At 35.1% G+C, this 26,497-nt stretch carries 24 protein-coding genes and 1 pseudogene; 5 read left to right on the top strand and 20 right to left on the bottom strand.

The window, feature by feature from the left end; genetic code table 11:
• Positions 1–92: 92 nt before the first annotated feature.
• The 3 genes from FXW34_RS07490 to brnQ form a co-directional block, all read right to left on the bottom strand.
• On the bottom strand, positions 93–386 hold the full coding sequence (locus FXW34_RS07490) for an EscU/YscU/HrcU family type III secretion system export apparatus switch protein (protein ID WP_147533333.1): 294 nt from the start codon (positions 384–386) through the stop codon (positions 93–95).
• On the bottom strand, positions 383–1,600 hold the full coding sequence (locus FXW34_RS07485; RefSeq protein ID WP_147533332.1) for a hypothetical protein: 1,218 nt from the start codon (positions 1,598–1,600) through the stop codon (positions 383–385). Before FXW34_RS07485 ends, FXW34_RS07490 begins: the two co-directional genes overlap by 4 nt.
• A 77-nt stretch (positions 1,601–1,677) precedes the next feature.
• A complete protein-coding gene (gene brnQ, locus FXW34_RS07480; RefSeq protein ID WP_147533331.1) occupies positions 1,678–3,018 on the bottom strand; it encodes a branched-chain amino acid transport system II carrier protein in 1,341 nt (446 codons plus the stop codon).
• Positions 3,019–3,349: 331 nt separating this feature from the next.
• Between brnQ and FXW34_RS07475 the strand changes: the two genes are divergently transcribed.
• Positions 3,350–4,798 carry a L,D-transpeptidase family protein gene (locus FXW34_RS07475; RefSeq protein ID WP_425457409.1) on the top strand — a complete coding sequence of 483 codons (1,449 nt, stop codon included), beginning with the start codon at positions 3,350–3,352 and terminating at the stop codon, positions 4,796–4,798.
• A gap of 348 nt (positions 4,799–5,146) precedes the next feature.
• On the opposite strand, the gene FXW34_RS07470 is transcribed toward FXW34_RS07475, so the two are convergent.
• The 6 genes from FXW34_RS07470 to FXW34_RS07445 all read right to left on the bottom strand — a co-directional run bounded on the left by FXW34_RS07470 (position 5,147) and on the right by FXW34_RS07445 (position 13,537).
• Positions 5,147–7,177 carry a penicillin-binding transpeptidase domain-containing protein gene (locus tag FXW34_RS07470; RefSeq protein WP_147533329.1) on the bottom strand — a complete coding sequence of 677 codons (2,031 nt, stop codon included), beginning with the start codon at positions 7,175–7,177 and terminating at the stop codon, positions 5,147–5,149.
• Positions 7,178–7,206: 29 nt separating this feature from the next.
• Positions 7,207–8,205 (bottom strand): inorganic phosphate transporter, encoded by a 999-nt coding sequence (locus tag FXW34_RS07465; protein ID WP_147533328.1) that lies wholly within the window; start codon positions 8,203–8,205, stop codon positions 7,207–7,209.
• Positions 8,206–8,559: 354 nt separating this feature from the next.
• On the bottom strand, positions 8,560–9,831 hold the full coding sequence (locus FXW34_RS07460; RefSeq protein ID WP_147533327.1) for a cation:dicarboxylate symporter family transporter: 1,272 nt from the start codon (positions 9,829–9,831) through the stop codon (positions 8,560–8,562).
• A 227-nt stretch (positions 9,832–10,058) separates the two neighbouring features.
• Positions 10,059–10,532 carry a hypothetical protein gene (locus FXW34_RS07455; RefSeq protein WP_147533326.1) on the bottom strand — a complete coding sequence of 158 codons (474 nt, stop codon included), beginning with the start codon at positions 10,530–10,532 and terminating at the stop codon, positions 10,059–10,061.
• Positions 10,533–10,807: 275 nt separating this feature from the next.
• A complete protein-coding gene (abc-f, locus tag FXW34_RS07450) occupies positions 10,808–12,448 on the bottom strand; it encodes a ribosomal protection-like ABC-F family protein (protein ID WP_147533325.1) in 1,641 nt (546 codons plus the stop codon).
• A 306-nt stretch (positions 12,449–12,754) separates the two neighbouring features.
• Positions 12,755–13,537 (bottom strand): alpha/beta fold hydrolase, encoded by a 783-nt coding sequence (locus tag FXW34_RS07445; protein ID WP_147533324.1) that lies wholly within the window; start codon positions 13,535–13,537, stop codon positions 12,755–12,757.
• A 568-nt stretch (positions 13,538–14,105) separates the two neighbouring features.
• On the opposite strand from FXW34_RS07445, the gene FXW34_RS07440 reads away from it, so the two are divergent.
• The gene (locus FXW34_RS07440; RefSeq protein ID WP_147533323.1) at positions 14,106–14,387 is read left to right on the top strand and encodes a toxin-antitoxin system YwqK family antitoxin; all 282 of its coding nucleotides are present in this window, start codon (positions 14,106–14,108) and stop codon (positions 14,385–14,387) included.
• Between the two features lie 135 nt (positions 14,388–14,522).
• On the opposite strand, the gene FXW34_RS07435 is transcribed toward FXW34_RS07440, so the two are convergent.
• Entirely contained in the window at positions 14,523–14,936 is a 414-nt protein-coding gene (locus FXW34_RS07435) for a CPBP family intramembrane glutamic endopeptidase (protein WP_147533322.1), read from the bottom strand.
• Positions 14,937–15,146: 210 nt separating this feature from the next.
• Here FXW34_RS07435 and FXW34_RS07430 point away from each other — a divergent pair, with 210 nt between their 5' ends.
• Complete coding sequence (locus FXW34_RS07430; RefSeq protein ID WP_147533321.1) at positions 15,147–16,214, top strand: sulfite oxidase; 1,068 nt, start codon at positions 15,147–15,149, stop codon at positions 16,212–16,214.
• A 269-nt stretch (positions 16,215–16,483) separates the two neighbouring features.
• Here the strand turns inward: FXW34_RS07430 and FXW34_RS07425 are convergent, their stop codons facing one another.
• The 9 genes from FXW34_RS07425 to FXW34_RS07385 form a co-directional block, all read right to left on the bottom strand.
• Entirely contained in the window at positions 16,484–16,903 is a 420-nt protein-coding gene (locus FXW34_RS07425; RefSeq protein WP_246140916.1) for a GNAT family N-acetyltransferase, read from the bottom strand.
• Between the two features lie 15 nt (positions 16,904–16,918).
• Positions 16,919–17,044 carry a HepT-like ribonuclease domain-containing protein gene (locus tag FXW34_RS07420; protein WP_281292926.1) on the bottom strand — a complete coding sequence of 42 codons (126 nt, stop codon included), beginning with the start codon at positions 17,042–17,044 and terminating at the stop codon, positions 16,919–16,921.
• Between the two features lie 34 nt (positions 17,045–17,078).
• Positions 17,079–17,774 (bottom strand): hypothetical protein, encoded by a 696-nt coding sequence (locus tag FXW34_RS07415; protein ID WP_147533318.1) that lies wholly within the window; start codon positions 17,772–17,774, stop codon positions 17,079–17,081.
• A 25-nt stretch (positions 17,775–17,799) separates the two neighbouring features.
• On the bottom strand, positions 17,800–18,069 hold the full coding sequence (locus FXW34_RS07410; RefSeq protein WP_147533317.1) for a hypothetical protein: 270 nt from the start codon (positions 18,067–18,069) through the stop codon (positions 17,800–17,802).
• Positions 18,070–18,461: 392 nt separating this feature from the next.
• A complete protein-coding gene (locus tag FXW34_RS07405) occupies positions 18,462–18,851 on the bottom strand; it encodes a hypothetical protein (protein WP_147533316.1) in 390 nt (129 codons plus the stop codon).
• A gap of 148 nt (positions 18,852–18,999) precedes the next feature.
• Positions 19,000–20,382, bottom strand: a complete 1,383-nt coding sequence (locus tag FXW34_RS07400) for a HAMP domain-containing sensor histidine kinase (protein WP_147533315.1) — start codon at positions 20,380–20,382, stop codon at positions 19,000–19,002.
• Entirely contained in the window at positions 20,379–21,059 is a 681-nt protein-coding gene (locus FXW34_RS07395; RefSeq protein ID WP_147533314.1) for a response regulator transcription factor, read from the bottom strand. The genes FXW34_RS07400 and FXW34_RS07395 overlap by 4 nt, the downstream gene beginning before the upstream one ends.
• 111 nt (positions 21,060–21,170) lie before the next feature.
• A complete protein-coding gene (locus FXW34_RS07390) occupies positions 21,171–21,866 on the bottom strand; it encodes an ABC transporter ATP-binding protein (RefSeq protein WP_147533313.1) in 696 nt (231 codons plus the stop codon).
• A 1-nt stretch (position 21,867) separates the two neighbouring features.
• Complete coding sequence (locus FXW34_RS07385; RefSeq protein WP_147533312.1) at positions 21,868–22,902, bottom strand: ABC transporter permease; 1,035 nt, start codon at positions 22,900–22,902, stop codon at positions 21,868–21,870.
• Between the two features lie 370 nt (positions 22,903–23,272).
• Here FXW34_RS07385 and FXW34_RS07380 point away from each other — a divergent pair, with 370 nt between their 5' ends.
• Both FXW34_RS07380 and FXW34_RS07375 read left to right on the top strand, forming a co-directional pair.
• The gene (locus FXW34_RS07380; protein WP_147533311.1) at positions 23,273–23,860 is read left to right on the top strand and encodes a helix-turn-helix domain-containing protein; all 588 of its coding nucleotides are present in this window, start codon (positions 23,273–23,275) and stop codon (positions 23,858–23,860) included.
• 16 nt (positions 23,861–23,876) lie between these two features.
• Positions 23,877–25,247 (top strand): MATE family efflux transporter, encoded by a 1,371-nt coding sequence (locus FXW34_RS07375; protein ID WP_187118873.1) that lies wholly within the window; start codon positions 23,877–23,879, stop codon positions 25,245–25,247.
• Positions 25,248–25,781: 534 nt separating this feature from the next.
• On the opposite strand, the pseudogene FXW34_RS07370 reads toward FXW34_RS07375, so the two are convergent.
• Positions 25,782–26,480 (bottom strand): annotated as a pseudogene (locus tag FXW34_RS07370) (LacI family DNA-binding transcriptional regulator).
• Between the last annotated feature and the right edge of the window lie 17 nt (positions 26,481–26,497).

Genomic DNA, 26,497 nt, shown 5'->3' with positions numbered 1-26,497 from the left:
GTCTTGCAAATAATGCATTAGTCAAATATATAATATTTTTAGTATTTTTTTGTGGAAACAACACAAAAATGAGATATTCTGGAAGTGCTTCCTCATTTTTCCCGAAGCTTAAAATGCTCGTGTTCCACTCTATATATAAATGCTAGAACCTCTGCAACCGCACTATATAACCCTTCAGGAATGACCTCGTTCATTTCCAACTGACTTAAAAGCTCTACCAGGGATGGGTCCTCTTGGATTGGAACATGATGTTCTTTCGCCTTTTCGATAATTCTAGCTGCAACTGTTCCCGTTCCTGTCGCCACAACCTTTGGTGCGATATTTTTACTGGATTCGTAGGAAAGGGCAACAGCTTTTTGCCTTTTATTTTGTTTTTCCACACTCATATCCGCTTATCCACCCTTTGGTTTGACTCCATAAAAACATTGACTGGATTTATTTGTTGTTGTTCCTGATTTCTTATTACAATGGAAGGGTTAACATTAATAAACGAAAGCGTGTAACCAATACTCTCCAGATTCTCTTTTAAAGTTGGTGTATGGAACTTAATAATCGATTCAAATTCCTTAGAATCATTCATGACTGATAGGTGAATCACCCTATTTTGGACCTGCATATCAACAACAGTCTGATTCAAACTCCGTAAATCCAAATAAAATAAGATGCGGCAATAATCTGGGTCAATTTGACCGTTACTAGTTTTTCGACCGCTCCATTGAAGCGTGATATCTGATTTCATTTCTCCGAATGCCAAAGGTAGCTGCATAACAATCTGTTGCATCGGCCCACTTAAATCCTGGGAAATGAGTTGCATTCCCGTTAATCGATTTAACAAATGTTCAAAGCTCTTCCCTTTACTACCAAGCTCTGTCATTGCTGTCAATAGTAATTGCTTTAAGGATTGTAGCTGATCTACACCAGAAGCCTTCTTGTCGTTAGGCTGTGACACGACTTCATTTTCATAATTTAGCCCTAATGCCTGAACTAGCTGTTTTAGCAATTGCTTTACTTCATCTGCTGAATCGATGTCGCCGAGTGAATGGTTTGTTAAAATCGAACTAGTCAGTTCTTTTAACTGCTGCACTGTTTTTAACGTGGCTATTGATGGACTGTCTAACTGACTTCTAAATTCCTCTAATTGACGATAGAAAGATTGCGAATCTTGAACAGCTACTAACGATTGAAACGTTGACTTTGTGAAGGGTAAACCCCTGTTTATCATCCATTCCAGCGCCCTATGCTCTTTCGTAGAATCACCTTGAATGTTCATCCATGTTGATGCTTTTTGAAGCTGTTCTTTTGTTATCGGTAGATTTTTCGATAGCAGAACCGCCTCTTGTCGCATTCCCTCTACAACCTTTAGCTCCAGTCCATCCTTGCCGCTCGAACGAACTTCAAACAAATAGCTATTTTCCGCTGACAATTCTGCCTTTAGAGTCGCTAAAAAACGCATGTCTCCCATACGGATAATCGCTGAATCATTTGGCAAAAACTTTTCAACTTTGCCATAAAGCAATTGCCCTGACTTTAAAGACACCACTGAGGCCTTTTGTGAATTTACATTTTGAAAAAGAGATTGGATCATTTGTACTGGATTCATTTGAAAGCTCCTAACATCCATTTCTCTTACTCTATTTTTACGAATTTTATTATATCAGCATCTATTTCGGATTTAAATTATGCTGCTTTCTTAACAAATATTTCCTTATCCTTGTTGGAGGTTAATTTTTCGAAGATGCTTCCAATTATTAACCCGAGCACTCCAGGAATCACCCAGCCAAAGCCCTCTGACTGCAATGGCACATTCGATAAAAATTCCGAAAGTGAACCAGATAATATCGCCGAATTGATAATCTCAATCAAACTAAATAATCCCACTAAGGTAATCGTCATCACGTAAACACAACGTTTTTTAAACGGTAATTTATCGTGAGCAAGGCCTAGAAAGATTAAGGCGATTGCCATCGGATATAATAAGCCAAGCACTGGAACAGACACTTTTAATATTTGCGATAATCCTAGATTTGCGACAAGTCCACTAACTAAACATAGAAGAATGGCCCATTTAATATAGGATAATCTCGGAAATACGCTAGAAAAATATTGTGCACAAGATGTAATGAGGCCGATACAAACACTTAAACAGGCTAATGTAAAAATTAAACCTAATACAATTGTTCCACCTGTTCCAAATAATTGATTCAGTACAGTACTCAGTACAACAGCGCCATTATCTACAGTAATTGGAACTGCAGCAGATGCTCCTAAGTACGCAATAATTAAATAACAAACAGCTAAAAGAAGACCGCAAATTGAACCACATACTATTAAATATTTCACTTGTAATGATGGCTTCTCTACCTTTTTACTTTTAAAAATATTAATAAAAACAATTCCGTAAATTAATGCACAAATCGCATCCATCGTTTGATAACCATCTAAAAAACCTTTTGCAATTGGATTATCTCGATAAGCAGATGAAGCTTCATTAAAACTAGGTAAATCAGTAAATAATGCTTTAATAAAGACAATAAAAATTAAGATTAATAGTGAAGGGGTTAATATTTTCCCAAATCTATCGACTAATTTGCTAGGCGATTTTGCGAACCAAAAGACGATACTAAAAAAGACGACTGTATAGAGTAAAAGCCCTAGTGATGAAGACTCGATTGGAGTTGGCAAAAACGGCTTAACACCCATTTCATAGGCTAGACTACCTGCTCGCGGAATCGCAAGACCTGGTCCGATTGATAAATAAATAGCCATCGGAAAAAGCAAAGCAAAAATAGGGTGGACACGGTTGATTAAAGCGTCCAATGTTCCTGATTTAGCAACTGCAATAAACGCTAATACGGACAGTCCAGCATCGGAAATGATAAACCCAATTACCGCTTGCCAAACATTTTCACCAGCTGCCTGACCCAAATAGGCTGGAAATATTAAATTCCCTGCACCGAATAACATCGAAAATAACATAAAGCTCATAAAAGTAATGTCGTAATAAGATAATTTATGCAATGAATCCACCTCGAAGAAAATTATATAAAAATAATTTTCTTATTTTATCAGATATTTAGCTTATTTTCACTAGAATAATGAAATTCACAAATATTTCACTTACCCAGAAATAAGTCTCTTTAAAAAACGGATAAATTACTATTTAAAAAAATAAATCACATACCTTTTTGAAACGAGAACATTTCCCCGATGACAAATACTTGCAAATTTATGAACCATTTTCGTTAGAAAAGTAGTATTATTTTGAATAGAAGGAATAATAGAATATTTTGAAAAAAGTTCGAGCTCGATCTATAGAAGATCGATAGCTGGATGGTAGGTATGCGGGGGGATTTATTTGGGAAATGCGTTAAGAAATACAAATGACGTAACTGATGGAAGACAGAGAGGAACATCAAAACGATCAACATACTGGAAAATTTTAATAGCCATTCTCATCTTGATTTCTGCACTCATTGCAGGACTTAGTTATTATCAGGCAAACCATTTTAATGCTAAAGTTAGTATTAATGGCACAAATGTCGGTGGATTGACAGTAGATGAGGCATTGAAAAAGTTAAAAAACTCAAAATTATTGAATCAAGTTTTTATTGGTCAACAACAGGTTTTGGATGGAAAAGATACCAAGTTTGGATTTACCGATAAGGATTTATCAAAAATTAAGAAACTGCAAAAAAAACAATGGTCATTTTTCCCGTCATCAAAGAAAAAGAATTATTCATTAATGCCAAGCGTACAAGACGAGTATCGTAGCGTAGAGCTAAAAAAAGAGCTAGAACAAAAACTCACCACAATGAATCAAGATTTACAGGCTCCAAAGGATGCACAGGCTGTGTTGGAACAGGGTAAAATTGTAATCACTGAAAGTGTTGATGGGAAGCAATACGATGTTGTAAACCTGTTAAAGAACTACGATAGCGCACTGGACTCGAGTGATATTCGTTTAAAGCCTGTCTATATCGAACCGATAAAAGAAGATAGTGATGTTGTAAAAAATGAAAAGAAAAAGCTTGAAGAACTTTTACAACAAAGTGTTGACTATAAAGTCCAAGATCAAGTTTATTCCTTAAAGGCGAATGAATTAATCCAAAACGCTACAGTGACAAAAGATTTGATTATTGAAATCGACCCAACCAATCTTAATGGTAAAATCACAGAAATTAATAATGCCCAGTCCACTTTAGGAAAAAGTTTCAACTTTAAAACCCATTCAGGGTCCGTTATTTCTGTTAATGGCCAAACATATGGCTGGGCACTTAATGTTGAAAAAGAAACATCATTAGTTAAGGCAGCATTTGAAAAAGGAGAAACCTCGGTCTCCGCTTCCAATATTTATGGAAACGGCTGGGACAATCAAGCATTTGGCTATGAAACAACTACAAACAATGGAATTGGTGATACGTACGCTGAAGTGTCAATCTCCGAACAGCGGATGTGGATATTCAAAGCTGGACAATTAGTGTTCACAACCAATGTCGTTACTGGTAAACATAGTACAGGAGAGGATACATCTCGTGGAGTATGGTATATCCTCTATAAAAAGACACCTTACACCTTGAAAGGTACTGCGGTTGGTAAAGGAAGCTATACAGCAGATGTCAGTTATTGGGCTCCATTTACAAACAGCGGCCAAGGCTTCCATGATGCCAGTTGGCGGAAAAACTGGGCGAGCAACGCCTATCTTACAGAGGGGTCGGCTGGTTGTGTCAATGTTCCACCTAATGTGATGCAGACTGTATATGCAAACCTCAATACCCATGACCCAGTTGTTATCTATTAAAAGAACAAAAGCGCAAACGCCTTGATCAGGGGCGACAGGCAAGGTCCGCCCTGCAGGAAATCCTGATTTCCGGAAGGGATTGTAGGAAAAGTGAAAGTGGCTCGTTCAGGAGCGATGGACATAAGACGAATCACGCAAGAGATGATAATCTCTGGAGGGATTTGGCTTATGTACTCAGCTCCTAGCCACTTTCACTAGACAAGCTTGTGACCCCGAGCCCCTAGGCGCTTGCGCTGGACGTGTAAACCGTTGTGAAACTTATCCACAGCATTACCATTTATAATTTCATAAGCAATAAAAAAATCAGGAAATCATTAATGATTTCCTGATTTTTTTTGAAGCCAACTCTTATTGGTCTGCATTCACCGAACCTGCTTGCCCAAATTGACTTAATACATTTTTTACTTTTTCAACAGGGATTCTCGAACCGCCCCGTTCTTGTACGTTTTCAACCATCATTGCAATCAGTATATGCGGTTCGTCGGTTTTATAAGCTACGAACCAGCCGAGTTCTGCACCTTTTTCATCCTGTTTTAATTTCAATTCAGCTGTCCCCGTCTTTCCGGCAATTGACATTCCGGCTATTTTTCCGGAATGGGCTGTACCTTGAGGATTTTCAACCACATTCAAAAGATCGGCTGAAATGATATTTGCGTTCGCTTCACTTACGACTTCTTTTTTCCAAACCTGGCTTAATTTATCCTTGGAGGTCAGGATTGGCAACATCATATTTCCGTTATTGAGAAACGGTGTATAACTAGTGGCAAGCTGAAGAACATTGACTTCAATCTTGCCTTGCCCATAGCCAGAATCAGCTAGTTCAATTTCACTATCCATCTTACCAAATTTGGAAATTTCCATCGGATATAAATAAGGGATCTCCTCATCAAAACCGAATTGCTTTAGTCCTTCTGAAAATTTATTTTTGCCTAGTGCGAGCGCAGCTTGGGCGAAGTAAATATTGTCAGAGTATAAAAGAGCTTTCTCCAAATTAACGGGAGTATTCGGGTCCTTTACCCTCGTGACAGCATATTTGCCCCAAGATTGGTCTTTTTTCCAAGTTAGCCCATTTACAGTGATTGACGTATCGGGAGTAAGTGTTCCCGCCGTAAGGCCAATCGCGGCTGTTATCGGTTTGAGCACTGAACCCGGTGCATATGTGCTTTTAAATCGATTAAGCAGCGGTTTTTGCGGATTATTCTGAAGCGCATCTAGTTCCGCTTGAGACATGCCAATTGCCATTTTATTCGGATTAAAACTCGGGCTGCTTACTAATGCTAATGTTTCACCGGTTGTAGGGTCTATCGCAGCTGATGTACCTGCTTCACCAGCAAACTGCATGAAAATTTGTTGTTGCAAGGTTGCATCTATCGTCAATGTTATATTTTCTCCATTTTTAACAGGTTTCTCTGCGAGAAATACTTCCTTGCCATCTGCTTTTTTGATAAAAATCTTAACTCCATTTTCGCCCTTTAATTTTTTGTCGAGAACCTGCTCAAGACCTCTTTTTCCAATCACATCAGTAGCGTTGTAGCCTTCTGACGCTAGTTTTTCAAGTTCATCTGCTGTAATTGGACCGGTATAGCCGATTAGGTGTGCTGCAGATTCTTTAAAAGGATAGATTCTGGCATCCGTGTTCTGTTTATCCACACCAGGTATTTGATACAGCTTGTCCAGCAATGCCGTATCCTCGTTGGAAATTGTTGCAACCGGGACAAAGAAGTTCGGTTTTACCCACTTGGCATTAAGTGCATTTTGGATGCGCTCGGGACTAATCTGAAGTAGTTCAGCCAGCTGGCTGATGACCATTTCCGGTTGCAGTCCCATCTTTTCTGGAATAATCCCAATTTGGAATGCTGTGCCGTTTATTGCCATAGGGTCGCCATTCCGATCAAGGATTTCCCCGCGTATAGCTGGCGTTGATGTAAGGCCGATTTTATCGTCCGTTTTTAATTTAGGAAATATGAAACCAGTATTCCACTCGATGTACCAATTTTCTTTATCTTTTCGCTTCTCCTTTATTAGTTTAGCGTTCTGATCAAAATCAATTGGACCTGCAACCGTCTCCATTTTTACAGAGAAAGGCAGTTTAATGGTGTCTTCTTTAGTTTTTGTTTCTTTGTCTGATTTGACGAACTGGACATCTATTTTCGTGATTTCCAAATCACTGTATATTTTTTTATAGCGATTTACAAATTCCTCTTTCGTAATTGCCTTTTTTGCGTCAGAAGATAAATATCCATACATCTCAGAAAATTTTTGTTCATTCCATAACTTTATGTATTTTGAAAATTGATTTTCCGGGCTTGGTTCTTTGTTGCAGCTTGTAAGTAAAACAAGAATAATGAGGCTAATTAAGCCAATAAATACTTTTTTCACAATAGCATCCCCTTTCCACAGCTATAAGATTAAAATATGAGATCTAAAAACAAATATATAATTCCTGATAATGCTGCAGAAATTGGAAGTGTAATAACCCATGTTAAAATGATTTGTTGAGCAGTTTTCCATTTAACTCCTTTTAATCGATGAGAAGTACCAACCCCCATAATTGAAGAAGATATAACATGGGTAGTACTCACCGGAAGATGCATATAGGTTGCTCCCAAAATAATCAACCCGCTAGTTAAATCAGCTGCTACACCATTATCTGGACGGATTTTCATGATTTTTCCACCAACGGTTTTAATAATTCTCCAGCCACCGATTGCAGTACCAATTCCCATAGCAGCCGCACAGGCAAATTGTACCCAAAAGGGAATATCATTTGATGTTAATTGACCGCTGGATATCAAAGCCATAGTTATTATTCCCATTGTTTTCTGTGCATCATTTGTCCCGTGTGAATATGATTGTATTGCTGCAGTGAAAATTTGATAGATTCGAAACCTCTTATTCGTTTTAGCTAAATTATTGTTTCTGAAGATGACTTTAAAAATAGTATAAATGAAATATCCGAATACAAAGGCAATAACAGGCGAGAGAAGAAGGCCTTCGATAATATTAATAAATCCAGAATAATTTATTGAATTAACACCAGCTGCCATTATAGCTGCTCCCGCTATAGCACCAATAATTGCATGGGAAGAACTGCTCGGTATTCCAAAATACCAAGTTATTAAGTTCCAGGCAATAGCAGCTAAAAGCGCCGCTAATATGACAACTGAACCATTAGGTAATGCAAACGGATCTACGATGTCTTGAGTTATCGTTTTTGCAACACCGGTAAAAGTTAATGCCCCGAGAAAGTTCATCATTGCTGCCATTGGAATTGCATAACGCATATTTATCGCTTTTGTAGAGATCGCCGTTGCTATGGCATTTGCAGTATCATGAAAACCGTTAATCACATCAAAAAGCAGCGCAAAAACAATAACAATAATTGTTAATATAAACACACTATCCATTTGTCAAATCTCCTTATTAAAATAAATTGTAATTGTCTTAAGACTTATGGAGAATTTTGACAGTAGCCAGCAGAATTTTGGATCCTTTAAACAGAAAAAGAATGCTTGATTGACTAATAGTTGAATACCGTCATAATTGTTTGTTTTCTGAATAAGTAAAGAACATTTAATTCCATTATACAACTATTTCAACATTCTACTAAATTTAATTCATGTAGTTGCTAGAGAAGCATAAAAGTAGCTATTATTGAAATTCTATAAAAAATAAATATCGAAAAAATAAAAACTGCTCCCAAAATTTAGGGAGCAGATTTTCATTAACATGATTCAGCATACTACTTATTCACATTAGTTTTAGGCAACTTCTTCCTGCTTAGTTGGATTAAAGTACTCATTTGCCTTTTCTTCATCAAATACACCTTCCCACTTTGACATGACAATCGTCGCTAATGAATTTCCCAAAACATTAACCGATGTTCGTGCCATATCCAAGATTCGATCAATACCGGCGATAAACGCTACACCTTCTATTGGCAATCCAACAGAGCCAAGTGTTGTTAACACGACAACAAATGATGCACCTGGTACACCAGCCATTCCTTTTGAAGTCAGCATGAGCACCAATAATAAAGTAATTTGTTGTGTGAATGATAGATTAATCCCATACATTTGGGCAACAAAAAGCGATGCTAGTGCTTGATAAATAGATGAACCATCTAGGTTAAATGTATAGCCTGTAGGGATAACAAAAGATGTAACGGACTTCGGACAACCAAACTTCTCCATTTTTTCCATAAGCCTAGGCAATACAGCTTCTGAACTTGCAGTTGTAAAAGCCAAAATCAGTTCGTCTTTTAATAATTTTATTAATACAAATATGCTTGTCCCAGACATTTTCGCGATAATCCCAAGAACGAAGAATACAAATACTACCATTGTTACATAAACAACCACCACTAATTTACCTAATGGGATTAATGATGAGACTCCAAATTTAGCCACGGTTACCCCAATTAGCGCAAATACACCAAATGGCGCAAACTTCATCACTTGATTTGTCACCCAAAACATCGCATCCAAAACGCCCTCAAAAAAGCTAAGAACTGGTTTCCCTTTTTCACCAATTGCTGCAATTCCTAAACCAAAGAACACAGAGAAGAAAATAATCGGCAACAAATCCCCTTGAGACATTGATTCAAATATATTTTTAGGAACAATATGAATAATCATGTCAGCGAAGCCTTGACTTTCAGCTGTTTTAGTCGTTGCTTCATATTTTGAAATATCACTTTTTTCTAGACTGCTAGTGTCTAATCCCGAGCCAGGGTGGAATATGTTTGCCGAAAGCAACCCAATCGCAATAGCAATTGTGGTAACAATCTCAAAATAAAGAAGGGTCTTCCCACCTAATTTTCCTAGCTTTTTTATATCCCCAACTCCCGCTATTGAGACTACTAATGCAGCAATAACAATTGGGACAACAATCATTTTTATTAATCGAATAAAAATATCTCCGATTGGGGAAATAATGGACATGACTGTTTCATTACCATGGAATATTGCACCAATAACAATACCTAATACAAGTGCAACAAAAATCTGCGTAGCTAGACCAAACTTCTTCATTCAATATCCTCCTTATGTTTAATAGCCCTTCGGATTCCAATAAAATTTTGATTATTTTTAGATTAATATGAGAACTACAAAAAACTACTAAAACCTACAGAGGTAATACATAAATGTGCTATTATTGTTCATTTTCATCTATTCATGTCGTTGGGATCTATAACTTAAGAAAAACGCCAAACCTTTTTTCCAAAAGGCTTGACGCTCTTCTATTTTTCTTGCCTGCATTATTTTTCGATTAAGAAGCGTTTTTTTCTTAACTCGTTAATGTATTGAAAATTATATAAGAGTAAAGCTCTAAAAAAGTCTATTAGTAAATATTTAAATTTCGTTAATTTTACCAAGGTAAATATTTTAAAACGTTTTACGAAATTTAGACCTCCTAGGTAAATAAAACAAATGTGAAGAACTATATTAGAAATTAGATATACTGGAAATTTGCCATAAGTCATCTTTAAAATCCAAAGACTAGTGACAAAGTATGGACCAAGATTAAAAAAATTCATACTATCAAAAGGTGGTATCCCTTTATAAAATCGCCACCATCTTTTCTTTTCTCCAAATATATCTATCGCTTTTGTGAATATACTAATAAATATCGCTGCCGGAAGAAATTTTTTAAATGCATTCCTTCCAAGAAAAGGTAAGGTTAACCATGGAAGAAATAGTATTGCTAGGTAAAATGATTTTGAGTTTTTCAATATATCACCTCCAATACCAGTATGTATATTTATATAGATTTTTATAATATATAGTTGATAAAGTTGGATTTTATTTTAACCACTAAACTATCCATTTTTTCAACAAGAAAAAGCTGCCGACAATGACAGCTTCCTCTACAAATAAAGTAGTTAATACTTAAGCAAATACACTAGCAAATTCTATTAATTCATTGAATAATAAATGATACATCGGCAAATTAATTCAATTAACTTTCATAAGTAAAACCTTGTGAAGCTCAAGATTTTACAGCCACTCATTGAAGCTCCATTATTAATTTTGTAAGTTCCTTAAACCTTATATCAAGCGCCTCATATTCTTTATGATTTGGAGTCATAAAGCTAAGCTTTCCTAAAACTTCTTGTCGTTCTGTTTCAAGGGTTAAGCGCAGCGCCTCTATATCATCCTGTTTCAATGTTGTTTCCATTACCTCTAATCTCTTATAAATCGTTTGATCTAAAAAAACAAGTTTAGCCTTTGTTGTTTTTTCTAGAAAATAACGATCGTGTGACACAACCAGTAGGGTGCCATTATATTGTGCCAATGTTTCTTCAAGTTGCTCTCTTGAGGGTAAGTCTAGATGGTTTGTTGGTTCGTCGAGAATGAGTACATCTCTTTCTTCCAATATATATTTCATTAACTTACACTTCACACGCTCACCCATACTCATATTCCCAATTGGTTCCGTCCACTGAAAATCTTGGAATCCTAAATGTTTCATCAAATTTCGTACGTGCCCACGCTCTTTAAATGACTCTTTATCAAATATCTTTTCAGGAGTTTGATGAAGAGGCAAATCAAATACTTCTTGAGTCAAGTAGCCAATATTTGCTGATGGTGAAATCCAGATATCACCTTTCGTTGCTGTTTCTTTCCCAGTAATAATATTAAAAAATGTCGTTTTCCCACATCCATTTGGCCCTGTCACAGCAATCTTTTCCCCATGCTGAATCGTAAAATTAGCACCTTTAAGAAGGATTTGCTCTTCAAAGGACTTTTCTAGATTTTTAACTTCTAAGAATCGCTTCCCTACTTTGTGATTTGATTTTATGGTGAAATTCACCACGTCCTCAGCCTTAAGCGCCTCAACCTTCATTTTCTCAAGTTCCTTTTCGAGACGTTTTTGTTTTGATTTAACCTGTGAATCCATCCGTTTAGCTTTAACTCGATAATATTCCTTAAAGCCTTCCTTTTTTGTTGATTGCGCGTGTGCTGACTTTGACCATGATGTTAGCTGGTTCATTTGACCTTCAATACGTTCAATCATCTTTTGTTGTTTCTCAAATTCACGCTTTTGTGTCAGTCTTATTCGTTCGCGAAATTCCATATAGCTGGTGTAATTGCCACTATGACTAATAAGCGTTTGATCCTCAATCGACCATATTTTCGTGACCACTTTATCAAGGAAATATCGATCATGTGATACAAGAATAATCGTACCTTGATAACTTTTAAGCTGCTGTATCAGAAAATCTGAACTTTGTTCATCCAAATGATTCGTTGGTTCATCCAACAATAAAATGTCTACGTCTTTGGCCAAACCTTTTGCAAGACGGGCCTTGACCTTTTCTCCACCACTTAACTTCGCAAAGTTACGGGATGGAACCTTCCACTTCCTTAATAACGCTTCTTCTTCTGGTGTAACTTCATTAAAAGAATAGGATTCTGCTTCTTGTTCAACCATTGTCGTGCCAAGATCATTCTCCACATACTTAATTTGTCCCTCTGTTGGCAAGCGGTCACCATTCAGTAATTGCAACAACGTTGATTTACCAGCGCCATTTTTACCTATGATTCCGATAATATCCCCTTTTTGCACATTCGTGTTTATTTTTTTAAAAATAGTAATATCTTGAATTTCAACTTTTATATTTTGTAACTGCAATATTTCCATCATAAAAATCAACCCTTCTGTTTCAGGGGAAAATAAAAATCCCCCAAATTATTTTTGGAAGGATTAGTTTTTTTGCATTTTTTCATACTTAAATAAGCTATTTTCGCCTTTCGGCTCGTTAGCATACTTATGTCGTATATAGAAAAATGGGCAGACTAATCCTAAGTTTTTTTATCTGAAATTTTTTATTTCAAATTGTAAAAAAGTTAGGTTAGTTATCCATTGTCCACCCATCATTCCTTTCGATTTGTATTAGATTAATTCTAACATGCTACCGTGTATGATTCAATCATCATGGGAACGCACGCCCTACCCAATGAATTGCTTTAATAGCTGGTTAAACTTATCACGTTCTTCCCAGAAAGCACCATGACCGCTGTATTGAAACGGAACAAGCTGTGAATTGCTTATTTTTTGATTTAGTTCCTGTGCCTGTTGAAATGGAATCACTTTGTCGTGGACGCCGTGAACGATTAGTGTAGGGACAGCAATTTTTGGCAAATCGGAATAAAGCTTCTCATCTCTTAGCGTCATGATGATGGCCGCTGTTGACCAACCTGCTGCTTGAAACCCTAATTGATTAAACCATTCAGAGAATGAGGGAGTTATATATTGAAAGAAAAAGGTGTCTGATACTTCTTGCATCATTTTAGGTCGGTCATTTAATGATAGAGTAAGAAGTCTATTCGCAGTTTCTGAAGTGAAACCTATAGGAGCTGCGGCGTCTAGGAGGACAAGGTTGGATACTCCGCCACCTTTATATCGGGACATGTACCGTATTGCAATTGCTCCACCTGTAGAATGACCAATAAGCGTGAAATTGTCCAATTGAAGTACTCCAACTACTGTACGGATATCATCTGCCAGTCGATTATAATCGTAACCACTCACTGGCTTATCGGATTTTCCGAATCCTCTCCAGTCAATTCCGATACAGCGATATCCCATTGCCGGAAGAACATTAAATTGATACTCAAACTGTTTATGGCTTAACGGCCAACCATGTAAAAATACGATTGTCTTCCTAGCCTTGGGATTTATATCTTCTACAAATAATTTTATGCCAGATTCTACAGAAACATAGTATCCCACACCCGATTCCCCCTAAAGTGGATTTATCAATAAGATATTCAACTAGCTAGATATAGATGAGTATGCAATCCTTGATAGGAATGGCATCTTCTTAAAAATATGTTTTTGAGATATAGATTATTGTAGGTATCTTTTTAGGGTACCAGGAATATTTAGAGCTATTTGAAGGGGGGTTTATGAATGTTCGTAAATATATATTTGCGTGCGAAATTCTAACTTGCGCTAATTTTTCGCATGTGGGTCTGTTAACCAGAATGTTGATTTCCTTGTGTTTGAAAATAAGCGTAAGAATTCCGCTTATTTTGAGAAATACCTATATTTCTATAAAAATAACAGGAGTTTTTCCGCTTATTTCATAAAAATCTCTGGATTTTGTGTTTTTGGGAGTCATTAAGTGGAAATTCTCCCCTTATTTCAGCTCAATTTGCCACCCTTACATACAATAACGGGAAATTCTCCGCCTATTTAGATACTCATACCTACATGAAAATCAACACTGAACTTTAATCATTCAGTTTTAATATAGAAGTAGGATAAAATAAAAAAAACTGAACATTGGAGGTAAGTCGTGGAAAAAGAAAAATGTGATTTGATACACCCAAATGGTGTAAAGGAAAAAAAACTAAATGTGATTGATGGATACACGATTAAGTATCACGCAAACGGAAAAACAATATGGTCCAAGGGAAAAATGATTGAAGATCAGCCAGACGGCTATTGGGAATGGTATCGTCCCGATGGAACAATCAAGCGTTCAGGATATTTTGATATGGGAGAACCTGTTGATGAATGGGTCACATATGATAGTAAAGGTATAAAACACAAAACTACCAATCGAAATAAAGAATAAAATGGCTGGAGATTCACATTAACCCTTTAGAATAACTAAAAAGCAAGCTTACTTTTAATAATTATAAGCAAAGAATAAAGGACTGCGAAAACAGTCCTTTTTGTTAAACTTTTGCGCCCGAGTGTTTAAATAAAATCATAGTATCAATCCACTTAAAACCATCCCAACATTTATAACAAAATGAAAGATTATCGCAGGGTATATACTATTGGTTTTCATTACAACAAAAGCATAAAACAATCCGCCAATAGAAAACAGTAAACTAAAAATGAATGGTATTCCTACAGTAAGATGAAGTAAACCAAAACCGATACTTGTAATGATAACGGCACTTCTATTGGAAACGAACTCTTTCAAACTTGATAACATAAGACCTCTCCATATCAGTTCTTCAAGAGTGGCATTGATAATAGAAAATAATAAATTAAATAGTAAGATTGATTCAATATAACTAAGTTCTTGTTGCACAATAATTGGAACGAAAGATATTGTTAAGATAATAAGACCAATTAGAAAAAAATGAGAAAATTTAACAGAATGAAAAGGCATAACGATATAATTACATATTATTAAATAATGATATTTTCTTTTTGTTTTAAAGCATAACTACACACAATCCTAAAACGATAATGCTTAAGCTCTATTAAGTAAAACCCTCAACAATCAGGATACAAACAGTAAAATGAAATAATCCTTGAATGATTACTCATAAACTACATATGCATTAATTAGCAACTAAAAGTAAACGAGGTGGTATATATGAGTAATTCTCAACAACCTAAAGTAAGACCCTATCTGATTACAAAGAATTTAATTCCTGAAAATCAGGAAACACCTATACATTTTATTTATGGCGATATTGTTAGTAAAGGACTGTTTTATCGAAGAAATCATTTTCCTTATCCCAGCTTTGCGTCTTCCTTTTATTTTCTTCCAATTGAGGGGCTCGTGCATAATCCAAAAGCCTTTTCCTTGCAGGAAATTTACTCATTTCCATCTAAAACGATAAAAGTGGTTTTAGAATGTTCTGGTGATAAGCGTGAGTTATTTAAACCAAAAGTCTATGGAGAGCAATGGGGAAAAGGTGCTATAAGCCAAGGGATTTGGAAAGGTGTACCTTTAAGATCCTTATTGGAGAACACAGGATTACTTGATACGGCCAAAGAAATTGTTTTTGAGGGGCATGATTATGGAGAAAGACCTGATTCTAACCAACTATTTAGTTTTTCAAGGAGCTTACCCATAGAAAAAGCCCTTGATCCAGATACCATTATTGCTTATGAATATAATAATCAACCCATCCCCTTCAAGCATGGTTTTCCGCTTAGATTAATTGTTCCTGGATGGTATGCAATGGCATCTGTAAAATGGGTTAAAAAAATTATTGTGATTGATAAGGAATTTAAAGGACCATTTCAAGCTGTTGATTACGTTTACTATCCGAACAAAGTGAACGATAGTGAAAAATTCCCAGTTACGACTATCAATGTTAACTCAACTATAAAATATCCTTTAGATAGGCAATTATTGCCTTCAGGGGTGTATGATATTAATGGAATTGCTTGGACAGGTAAAGGTCATATAGCAGAAGTGGAAATTAGTTTTGATGGAGGCCAATCTTGGGATACATGTCAATTAACTTCATCTTCCGAAAAATATGCTTGGGTATGTTGGATTTATAAATGGGAGGCACTACAAAAAGGCGAATATACCATACTTTCCAAAGCGACTGATTCTATAGGCAATGTCCAACCATTAGAGCCGATGTGGAACAAAAAAGGTTATGGTTATAACGCCACTGATAGTATAAAAGTTAAAATTGAGTAACACACACCTGTTTCACTTTTCAATAATAGTCATACTCTATTCACTGTAAACTCTTCTTTATAGGGGTTTTAATGTATAAGGGTTAGCAAAAACGCCAATCCCTTATCTATCATGAGTTTGGCGTTTGTTCTTTTTTATCGTTTTTACTAATAAAAAAATGGACTGCTATGTAATTTACAATCCATTTTTGCTTTATTTTCGCGCCCGTTTTGTGGTAGAACGAAACCTGAAGAAAATACTATTTATCTTTATTGAACAATCAAACAAAACTATGATAATTTTTTAATTAAAAAATAATGATTGTGTCCTTCGGGGAAATCTTCTACTTTGCCATATATCTCAAAACCTAAGCTTTGATAAAAGTCAGGGGCTTGAAAACTAAACGTATCTACCTTGATAAATCGGCATTTTTTCTCCACTGCGAAATTTTCAACCCTTCTGATTAGTTTCTTGCCAAAACCTTTCCCTCTAATGCTTTCATCAATCCAAAGAAATTGGATAAATAGACTTTGCATTTTAGTATTTCCCGAAACACCACCAAGGATATTACCTACTTCATCCTTTACTTTAAAACAAAAATCCTCGTCAACAAAGTCCACATCTTTTTCTGACAGATGCTTTATATTATATTCCCTTAATCTTTGCCGAATGTACGGGGAATCATCTATATTCCATTCTGTATCGATCATTAAATTCCGCATGCTTTATACCACCCATTGCTTTAGTGTAGGAACCTTATTTTGCACTACATCCCATACAATTCGATAATTAATGGAAAAATAACCATGAATCATCATATCTCTCATGCCGGCCATCTTTCTCCATTCAATATGGGGATTTTTTCTCTAATTTCATTTTCTTATATCAGGATAATACCAGATTAATAACCAGTTTATCGAGGTCCTTAGAACCCTCCTCGGTAATGGAAGATGTAATAATTAAAAGTTGGTATCCTTTCTTTAAAGTCGAATAGCATTTGGTATGAACAGTATCCCTTCCAGCATTGATAAATGCTTTTCCTTCGATTGAATCAAATCTTTTACCACTAATAATTACAGAATGAACATCACTTACTTCATCATACTTAAAACCCATGTTACCACTTTTTAAATTCTCAACTATACCTTCCATAAAATCCAAAGATGTTTTATTAGGATGCATAATTACTTTTTGTGCCGTACAATTTAAGGAAGGATTATCAAGCTTTTGATTGCTACCGTATGGTTGTTTGCTTCCTCTCGGAAATGGTGTTGCACTGAATAAACTAATACTATCTGTAGTCATAGCCTCAATCATTTGTTTTTTTTCAGTATCAGAAATATTTAGTCTATTAAAGTTCTCGAGAGCAAATCTAACCAGATCTTCATGTTCTAATGTGATCCAATTGTTAGGTACTTTCATTTCAAACCCAAAATAATTATTTTTATAAATCTTAAAATCATTATCGGTCACAATTGAACCTACATGTACCTTGGTATCTACAATGCTTTTGAATAATTCATTCTTATTTTCTTTCATATTTTTACTATTACTGAAATGAATGATGTTATTCTTATCCATTATTGCCTCCGATTTTGAAGAGTCTTCACGTTTCATCAGTACCAGCTGATTCAATTCTCACACTTTTTGCCCAAAATTCTAACCTTTGTCCCTCGTAAAACTCTAAATAGAAGTATCCTTTCTCTCCTAAAAATTCTTTTAACTCACCATTAATTATAGTTTTTCCTCGATACACATTATCAATTGTTATGTTTTTTGAATCTGATACATTAAAAAAATCAAATTGTATTACTTTAACATCAGTAAATGCTAAGTTGATAATTTCCCCATTTATTTCTTGTTTAAAGTTTATCATTAATACAGTTTCTTTTAATGATATACTTTGACAGTCATAATCGTTGTGCAAGTCGTAATAGACGTTGTCAAATTCATACTGGCAAAGATTCACAAATAGTTCTATCGTTTTTGCAAATAACAGGACGGTCCTCTCCTCTTAATTACGTCGTTATTATGTTATTTCTATAATTAATGTGGTTTTTCCTTCTCCCTCCATTATATGGCCAAAAATGAAAATAAGCGCTTAACTGCTGCCGTTAAGCGCCCGTTTGTTTCATAAAAAGGCTTCCCTTTTCAGAGACATCTTAATTTCTATTTACTTGATTAATAATCATCTTGAGATTCTTTTTATTGAATTAGCCACTACATATATACGTTCTAACCAATTCTATATAATGCGAATTGATAAATCTATCTTTGTTCTCTGTAAAACAATGTAATGAAGCAAAAGCTAATATAGCTTAGAAGTAATGTCACCCCTCCACCAATATAAATGATCAGTGTAAAAGCTTCTGGAAGATTAAATGGCTTAACGATGTTTAACCACATACCGAATGTTAGACCTACCGTACCTATAATGGCACTCCAAACCTGTACTTTTGCCAAAACAGTCTGTGATGTCTGAAAAACCTTATAGTATACTGCCCATGCAAATAGACTTAACCAGCCAACCACTAGAATATGTGCATGAATTGGGCGAAATGCATACGAACCTGCACCAGCCATATGTGCGCCCAATAAAGCTCCTATCAGCCCAAAAATACTAGCAAATCGTAATAGTGTCAGACTATAACTACTCAAAATAAAATCACCCTTTTTTATAAATACATTTCTAATCTATGTCTATAACTTACTCCATCAATATGAACAGAGAATGAATAATCGTTTACAAAAAAAGCCATACAGTGAAGATTGGTCATTCAATCATCAATGTATGACTTAATATTGTTTATAAATTAATTGGCAGCTCTACAACAAAGGTTGACCCTACATTTTCTATACTTTCCACCTGTATATGCCCTCCATGCAATTTGATTATCGTCCAAACAATTGATAACCCCAGTCCTGTTCCCTCAATTGTACGTGCACGTGAAGTATCTGCACGATAAAAGCGGTCAAAAACTCGGTCAATTTCTGCATGATTTAATCCTATTCCTGTATCTTTAAAACGAACGATGATCGATTCTTCTTTTTCTTCCAATGATATCTCAATACTTCCATCAGGCTTATTATATTTAATGGCATTTGTTAGCAAGTTATCCCAAACGGTGTTGAGTAAAGATGGGTCACCGATTATATTGGCATCAGGTAAAGAGTAACTAAGCATAATTCCTTTTTCACTAACTAGCCACTGAGAATTTCGTACCAATTCTTTTATCTGCTCGCTAACATTGAATGATTTTTTTTTCACAAAATTATCGATACGATCTAACGATGCAAGTAGTAACAATTGTTTTGTTAAATTAGATAATCTTCTAATTTCATCATGAATAATTGAAACGTACTGCCCTCTTTCTTCCATAGTGATTGATTCATTTTCTAATAGCTTTGTATACCCTTTAATATTCGATAATGGTGACTGAATATCATGAGAGATATTCGAGATGAACTCCTTCCTCACATCATCCATTTGCTCTAATTTTCTTGCCATGCGTAAAAAGCTATTGGAAAGCTCCCCTAACTCATCGTGTCGAGTGATATCAAGTTCAACACTAAAATCACCATTGGAAAGGGATTTTGTGGCTGTTGTTAATTTTGAAATGGGCTTTACTAAATATTTCGTACTAAAAAGGACCATAGTGCTGCTCAATAGTATGGTGAATACAAGCAACCAGCCAAACAAATAATGCATTTCATTAAAAAGAAGTTTAATATCTGGTCTCATGAAAAGGGCATAGTTTTTTTCGTTATGTGTAAATGGAACACCTATTGTATTCTTCAACTCGTTTGCAAAAAATCCTGTTACAAACGTTTCTCGTGGAAAGTTTAGAATACCGTGATAAGTATTACCGTTTAACACAAGCTCAATCGTTGAATTAGGCAGCCTTTTATCTCTATACGCTGCACCCCAAAAACCTTCTTCACCTAAATCATCAATTAAGTACATTTGATATCCAATAGAAGAAATATGATTTAAGTACTCTTCCAAGTTGATATTTGGATGCTCGTCAATATATGTTGAGACCGATTGCGCAATTTTTGTAATTTTTTCATCATTATCCGGTTTCAATACTTGCTGATAGTAGGCATTGGATATTAAAAATGCGAGAATGCTGCTCAAAATCAAGATTCCAATGAAAACGACAACGAATTTTACGTAGAGTGTTTTCATGTTCGCTTGGCCTCGAGCAAATATCCAACTCCTCGTACTGTTTTAATTTGAAAGTCATCTGTTAATTTTGTAAAACGTTCTCTTAACCTTTTTATATGAACATCTACAGTTCGTTCATCCCCTTCATAATCTATCCCCCAAATTTGTTCAATTAGGTGATATCTAGAGAAAACTTGCATAGAATTTGCCATTAAAAAATACAAAAGTTCAAATTCTTTCAAAGGTAAAAGGAACGTTTTATCCCCAATCTGAACCTCATAGCTCATTTTATTTATCGTTGTACTTCCTATGCGAATCGTAGTCTCATCTGATTGATTGTCATACCGACGCAATAATGCTTTTATACGAAAGCTTAATTCCTTTGGTTCAAATGGTTTAACTAAATAATCATCTGTACCCGCCTGAAATCCCTGCTCTTTATCCTCAATTTGGTTTTTTGCTGTTAAAAGGATGACCGGGATATTATACTGCTGTCGAATCTCCCTTGTTAATTTGTAACCGTCCATAAACGGCATCATTACATCAACAACCGCTAAGTGGCAGTTTTCTCTATTAAGGATTTCTAGAGCCTCAAATCCATCTTTTGCTTTAAATACTATATAACCTAGTTCAGACAAGTGAATGGATACAAGGTTTAAAATATTGCTATCGTCATCTGCAACTAGAATATTTGTCATTACGGTACCTCCTTACTATCCAATCGAACTGAATATCAAAAATTCCCCAGGGAAGAATTACCGGGCTTTAATTTAAAAATTTTAAACGAAGTGGTAAATTGTATCTTAATATTAATAGATTAACTCTTTATTTTGTAAAATTAAACCATCGCTCATTTTAATGATGTGATCGGTATATGAAAGTATCTCTTCATCATGAGTTACGATTAGGGTAGTAATGTTCAAGGTTTGCGTTATATTTCGTATTAATGCCATTACCTCTTTTGACCTTTTGGAATCTAGACTTGCAGTCGGTTCATCAGCAAAAAGAACTTTAGGTTTATGAATAATCGCCCGAGCAATGGCAACTCTTTGTTTCTCCCCACCTGACAATGAGGATGGATAGGCATGTTTTCGATGTTCCATTCCAATTAATTGGAGAATTTTACCAACTTCTCTTTTCTGTTCACTCTTCTTTAGTTCCGTTTCAGAAACATCTAGCATTAACATTAATTGTTCTTGTACTGAGAGAAATGGAACAAGGTATGCAAATTGAAAGATAAAACCAAATTTTTTCGATCTTATTTCTCGAATTTGCTCCTGATTCATAGCACTTATATTTTTCTCTTCGAATAGTACTTGACCATCTGATGCTGATTGAAGTCCTGCAGCTATTGTAAGCAGTGTACTTTTACCTGAACCTGATGCACCCACTAATGCTGTAATTTCACCTTCTCTAAGAGAAAGATTCACTCCTTTTAATATTTCCTCCTTAATATCCCCATTGTTAAACGTTTTTCTCACTCTATTAATGGTGAATAATGACATACTACATCTCTCCTTGTTGAATCGCTTGTAATGGTTCAATTTTTTTAATTTGTAAGCTTGCAATAGAAGTGCCAATAAATCCAATTACGAGGAATACCCCAGATAGTATCAATGTTGTTTCAATGGTTAAACTAAAAGGCATTCCTTCAGGTGCAATCGTGTTAAAACCTTGACTAAATGCAATAGACAGTGCAAGTGAAGTAATAGTAATAAAGATAAATTGTGTCCACATCATTGTAAATAATCTCCTTGTTTTTAAACCGATTGCTTTTAAAATACCGTACAAACCAATCTTTTGAACATTCATCATATAGAAAAAGATAGCAAACAACATTCCACTAATGACGACTAAAAACCAAACAATCATATTTAACGTCATCTGTTCTGCATTATAGCTTGGTATTGTTTTGAGAAATTCTTGCTTTGAAAATGATTGTAAACCCGTAATCTCCTCGGGAGAATCTTCTTTTGGTATAAATACTAACTGCATCTCACTAACTTTATAAATTTCTTTGTAGTTCTCAATATTAATAAATGCAACAGCTGCATGGCTGAATTTCGTTTGGTCAACAAAACCTTTTACAATAAACTCACCCCTAAATTGAGGATTCGTTAAAATATCTCCAACTTTGATCCCTTTATCCTCCATTGAACGATCTAATAGGATTTCACCGTCTTTGACATCATTAAAGTGATTTGATTCGGTTGAAGTAACAAACACAACACTTTGTTGCTTGCCGTTCCGATCATTCAAAAAGCCCATTTGAATGGATAATGCGGTAGCGTCTTTATAGTCGTTAACTAACTCTTCCTGCAAACTGCTATTAATTCGAGACAGATTATAAATTTCTTCTGCCTCAGGATTCATGTAAAATTGTCCTTCTGGTAAATCTTTAATTAACGAAGCATTGTCCTGTGATAATCCGTTTGCTAATCCTGAAATAATAAAAGTTAGTAAACTAACGAGAAAAACAATTGAACCTAATATTAAAAATCTAACTTTATTTTTCTTGATTTCTTTAATTGCAAGATTCATCATACATTCCTCCACTTTTTTTGACATCCTTAGAATACATCTCAAAAATGAACAGGAAATGAACTGATTAATACATTGTTAGCAAATGTGATTGGTAGATTGCTCTGATAAATGGTCCAATACATTAAAAAGAGCACATTTCTTACTGAAATGCGCTCTATTTCCTAAACTTTTGAAAAATCTTCATTTTTATTTTCCATATAGTTAACTATATAAGCAAGAATTCAGAAACCAAGAGCAGCTGTAAACAGTCCAATGTTTACAGTCATAAAAACATGATCAAAAGGAGAAATAGTTACACTCTACGGAACGTTTGTTGCTGCTAACCATATAAACCCCTAAGATGGAAATAGTTCAGGAGGAGAAAATGATGGATAATCGTAAAGTTGGAGAGTTAATTTATAATTTGCGGAAAGAAAAAGGGCTGACACAGAAACAATTAGCAGATCAAATGAACATTTCTGATCGAACAATTTCAAAATGGGAGCGTGGATATGGCTGTCCAGATGTCACTCTATTACCAAGTTTATCTACCCTATTGGGAGTAAATATAGAAAATATTTTAGATGGTGAATTACCATCGAATGAATTTGTAGGAGGGAATATGAAAAATTCAAATTATTTTGTCTGTCCGTCATGTAATAATATTGTATTAGCAACTGGAAATATAACCATATCTTGCTGTGGGAGAAAATTGGAACAATTAGCAGCAAGGAAAGTAACAGACGAAGAAAAGCTATCAATTACAGAAATTGATAATGAATGGTTTATTTCAAGCGATCATCCAATGACAAAAGATCATTATATATCATTTATTGCTGTTGCTACTGGTGATCAAATTCAGATTATTAAACAGTACCCTGAATGGGGTTTACAAACACGTATCCCGAAACGTAAACATAGCAAACTGTTATGGTATGATACTCAATTTGGTTTATATTATCAGCATTTGAAATAATTAGGAGCTTTATAAAATGAATAAATCTTTAAATGAAACGATTGTCTTAGCAAAACCTATGATTGCCTTCCTCATACCTGTCATTTTTGCAAGTGTATTGCAATCATTAGGTCAAGTATTTGGAATTATCATCGTGGGGCAAACACTTGGAGTAGATTCTTTAGCAGCTATTTCTGCTTTCTTCCCCCTATTCTTTTTCTTATTATCCTTTGTCATCGGTATTGGTTCTGGAAGCTCTATTCTAGTCGGGCAAACATACGGTAGTGGAAATATCAATAAAATGAAGGAAGTAGTAGGTGTTACTTTAGCATTTACGATGATTATTTCCATTGCTGTCTCCCTAATCGGAGGACTCTTTACAGAAGATATTCTAAATTGGATGGGGACACCAGAGAATATTCTAATTGAAAGTGCAGAGTATGCACGTATTTTATTTGTTACATTACCCATTACCTTCTTATATATGTGCTATACAACCTTTATGAGAGGTGTTGGCGATTCAAAAACACCTTTTTATTTTTTACTGATTAGTATTATTATAAATATTCCCATGTTGCCAACTCTTATTTTCGGTTGGTTGGGTTTACCGGAATTCGGATTAAATGGTGCTGCATATGCAGCTGTATTATCCAATTTCATTACATTTGTAATTCTATTAGGGTACTTACACAGAAGAAATCATGTGCTCAAACTAGACTCTATTATTTTGAAACATCTTCACTTGAAAAGCTCTGTATTGAAAACCTTACTGAAATTAACCATTCCTACTAGCATAAGTATGGTCTCAATAGCGTTGTCAGAAATCGTAGTTATAACCCTTGTAAATGATTATGGCTCCGACGCAACGGCTGCATATGGAATCGTGAATCAAATTGCAAGTTACGTTCAAATACCAGCAATGAGCATTTCAATTGCCATTTCAGTATTTGTTGCACAAGCCGTGGGGTCGGGGAACATTTCGAACATTAAACATATAACGAAAATAGCTATTACATTAAATTATCTACTTGGCGGTATTCTCATTCTCATTCTTTACCTAATCCCAACCCCTATTTTAAGTATCTTTTTAGACAACACTGAAACAATTCATATCGCCAAAAGCCTTATGATGTTCTCATTTTGGAGTTATGTTATTTTGGGTCACACTCAGGCAATTTCAGCAACAATGAGAGCAACAGGTACTGTATTATGGCCAACAATTTTTACAATCACAAGTATCTTACTGATTGAAGTTCCAGCAGCATACTCCTTGTCACATTTTACAACACTTGGGATAAATGGAATATGGCTCGCATATCCAATTGCATTCATAGTCAATTTCTTGTCTCAATCTACTTATCATCAATTTTTCTGGAAAAGGAAAGCCCTAAAAATACTATTAAACTAAACTTACAATTAATGAAGCTATTTGTTTCTCTTTAACAAATAGCTTCATTTACTCATTGATTATCAAAGCCTATATTTGTGCATGCATGTTGTATTAAGGACACCAGAGACCTTATTTTCAATAAAATAACAAATTTTGATTTTTTAGCGGACACAGAGTACCCTATTTGCCTATTTAACCGTGGTTTCACTTGATTTTAGCCCGAATAAGAGCATATGTGTCCTCTTTGACCCAGAATCTAACCTATTTTAACGAAATAAGGTATTCTATGTCCGCCTCGAATTCCATAAACCGAAAATCAACAGCCAGGTTTAACACAGCCAAGATTTAAAAGAATTTTGTCAATCCTTTTTAAATCTCTAATTTTCGTTTGTACTTCTTCAATTTTATTAGAGTGGGCTTACTTAAAGAGCCTCCTCGAACTCTTTTTTGCTCAAGTTTCGTGACTTTCGGTAATGCTCGCCGATATAGCAATATACTGAACCGTCCGTCAATGTCCTTTTCAGGAATTATTTTGAGATGGATGTTCTCAGATCAAACCGTTTCTCTTTCAATTAATCGAGAAGATAATTCCTTGTTAGATAAGTCATCTTGTACTGCCTGAAGGAAAAGGTTTCTTCCCATTTCCAATAGAGGAATTTCAATCGTTGTAATGTTCATCATTTTTGCAATAGGTTCATTATCAAATCCAATAATGGACAGTTGATTGGGTATAGATATTCCATGCTTTTGGCAACTGACCACGATTCCTGCTGCAACTTGATCACTTGTAACTAACAACGCCGTTGGCGGTATCTCCATTTTTTTTAGTTGTTTTATAGCTTTTTCGCCATCCTCAAAATAAATGCATTTATCGATTATATAGTCAGGTTGATATGACCAAGTATCATCCACTTTTGTTAATCAATATCAAATCTTCTATAACGCACTGGAATACTTATCGGTCTGAAATAAAACCAACTTATAGTTATGCTCCAACGCTTGCTGTGCAATTCCTTTTAATAACAAAGAAAAATAGGGATGATCCGAGTAAGGGAGAACAACCCCAATCAACTGTGTTTTTCCCTTACTTAAATGTACTGCATTTATATTTTGATGATAATTACTAACTCTTATTGCTTCTAAAACTGAATTTTTCTTTTCTTCACTTACATATGGATGATTATTTAATACACGAGATACCGTCGCAACAGAAACACCGGCCATTTTTGCAAGATCTTTGATATTGGTCATGCTCTCACCTTTTTAAA

The organism is Bacillus marasmi (genome assembly GCF_902168435.1).
Taxonomy (GTDB): domain Bacteria; phylum Bacillota; class Bacilli; order Bacillales; family Cytobacillaceae; genus Bacillus_BU; species Bacillus_BU marasmi.
The sequence above is the reverse complement of the archived record's forward strand: the minus strand, read 5'-3'. Positions and strand labels throughout refer to the sequence as shown.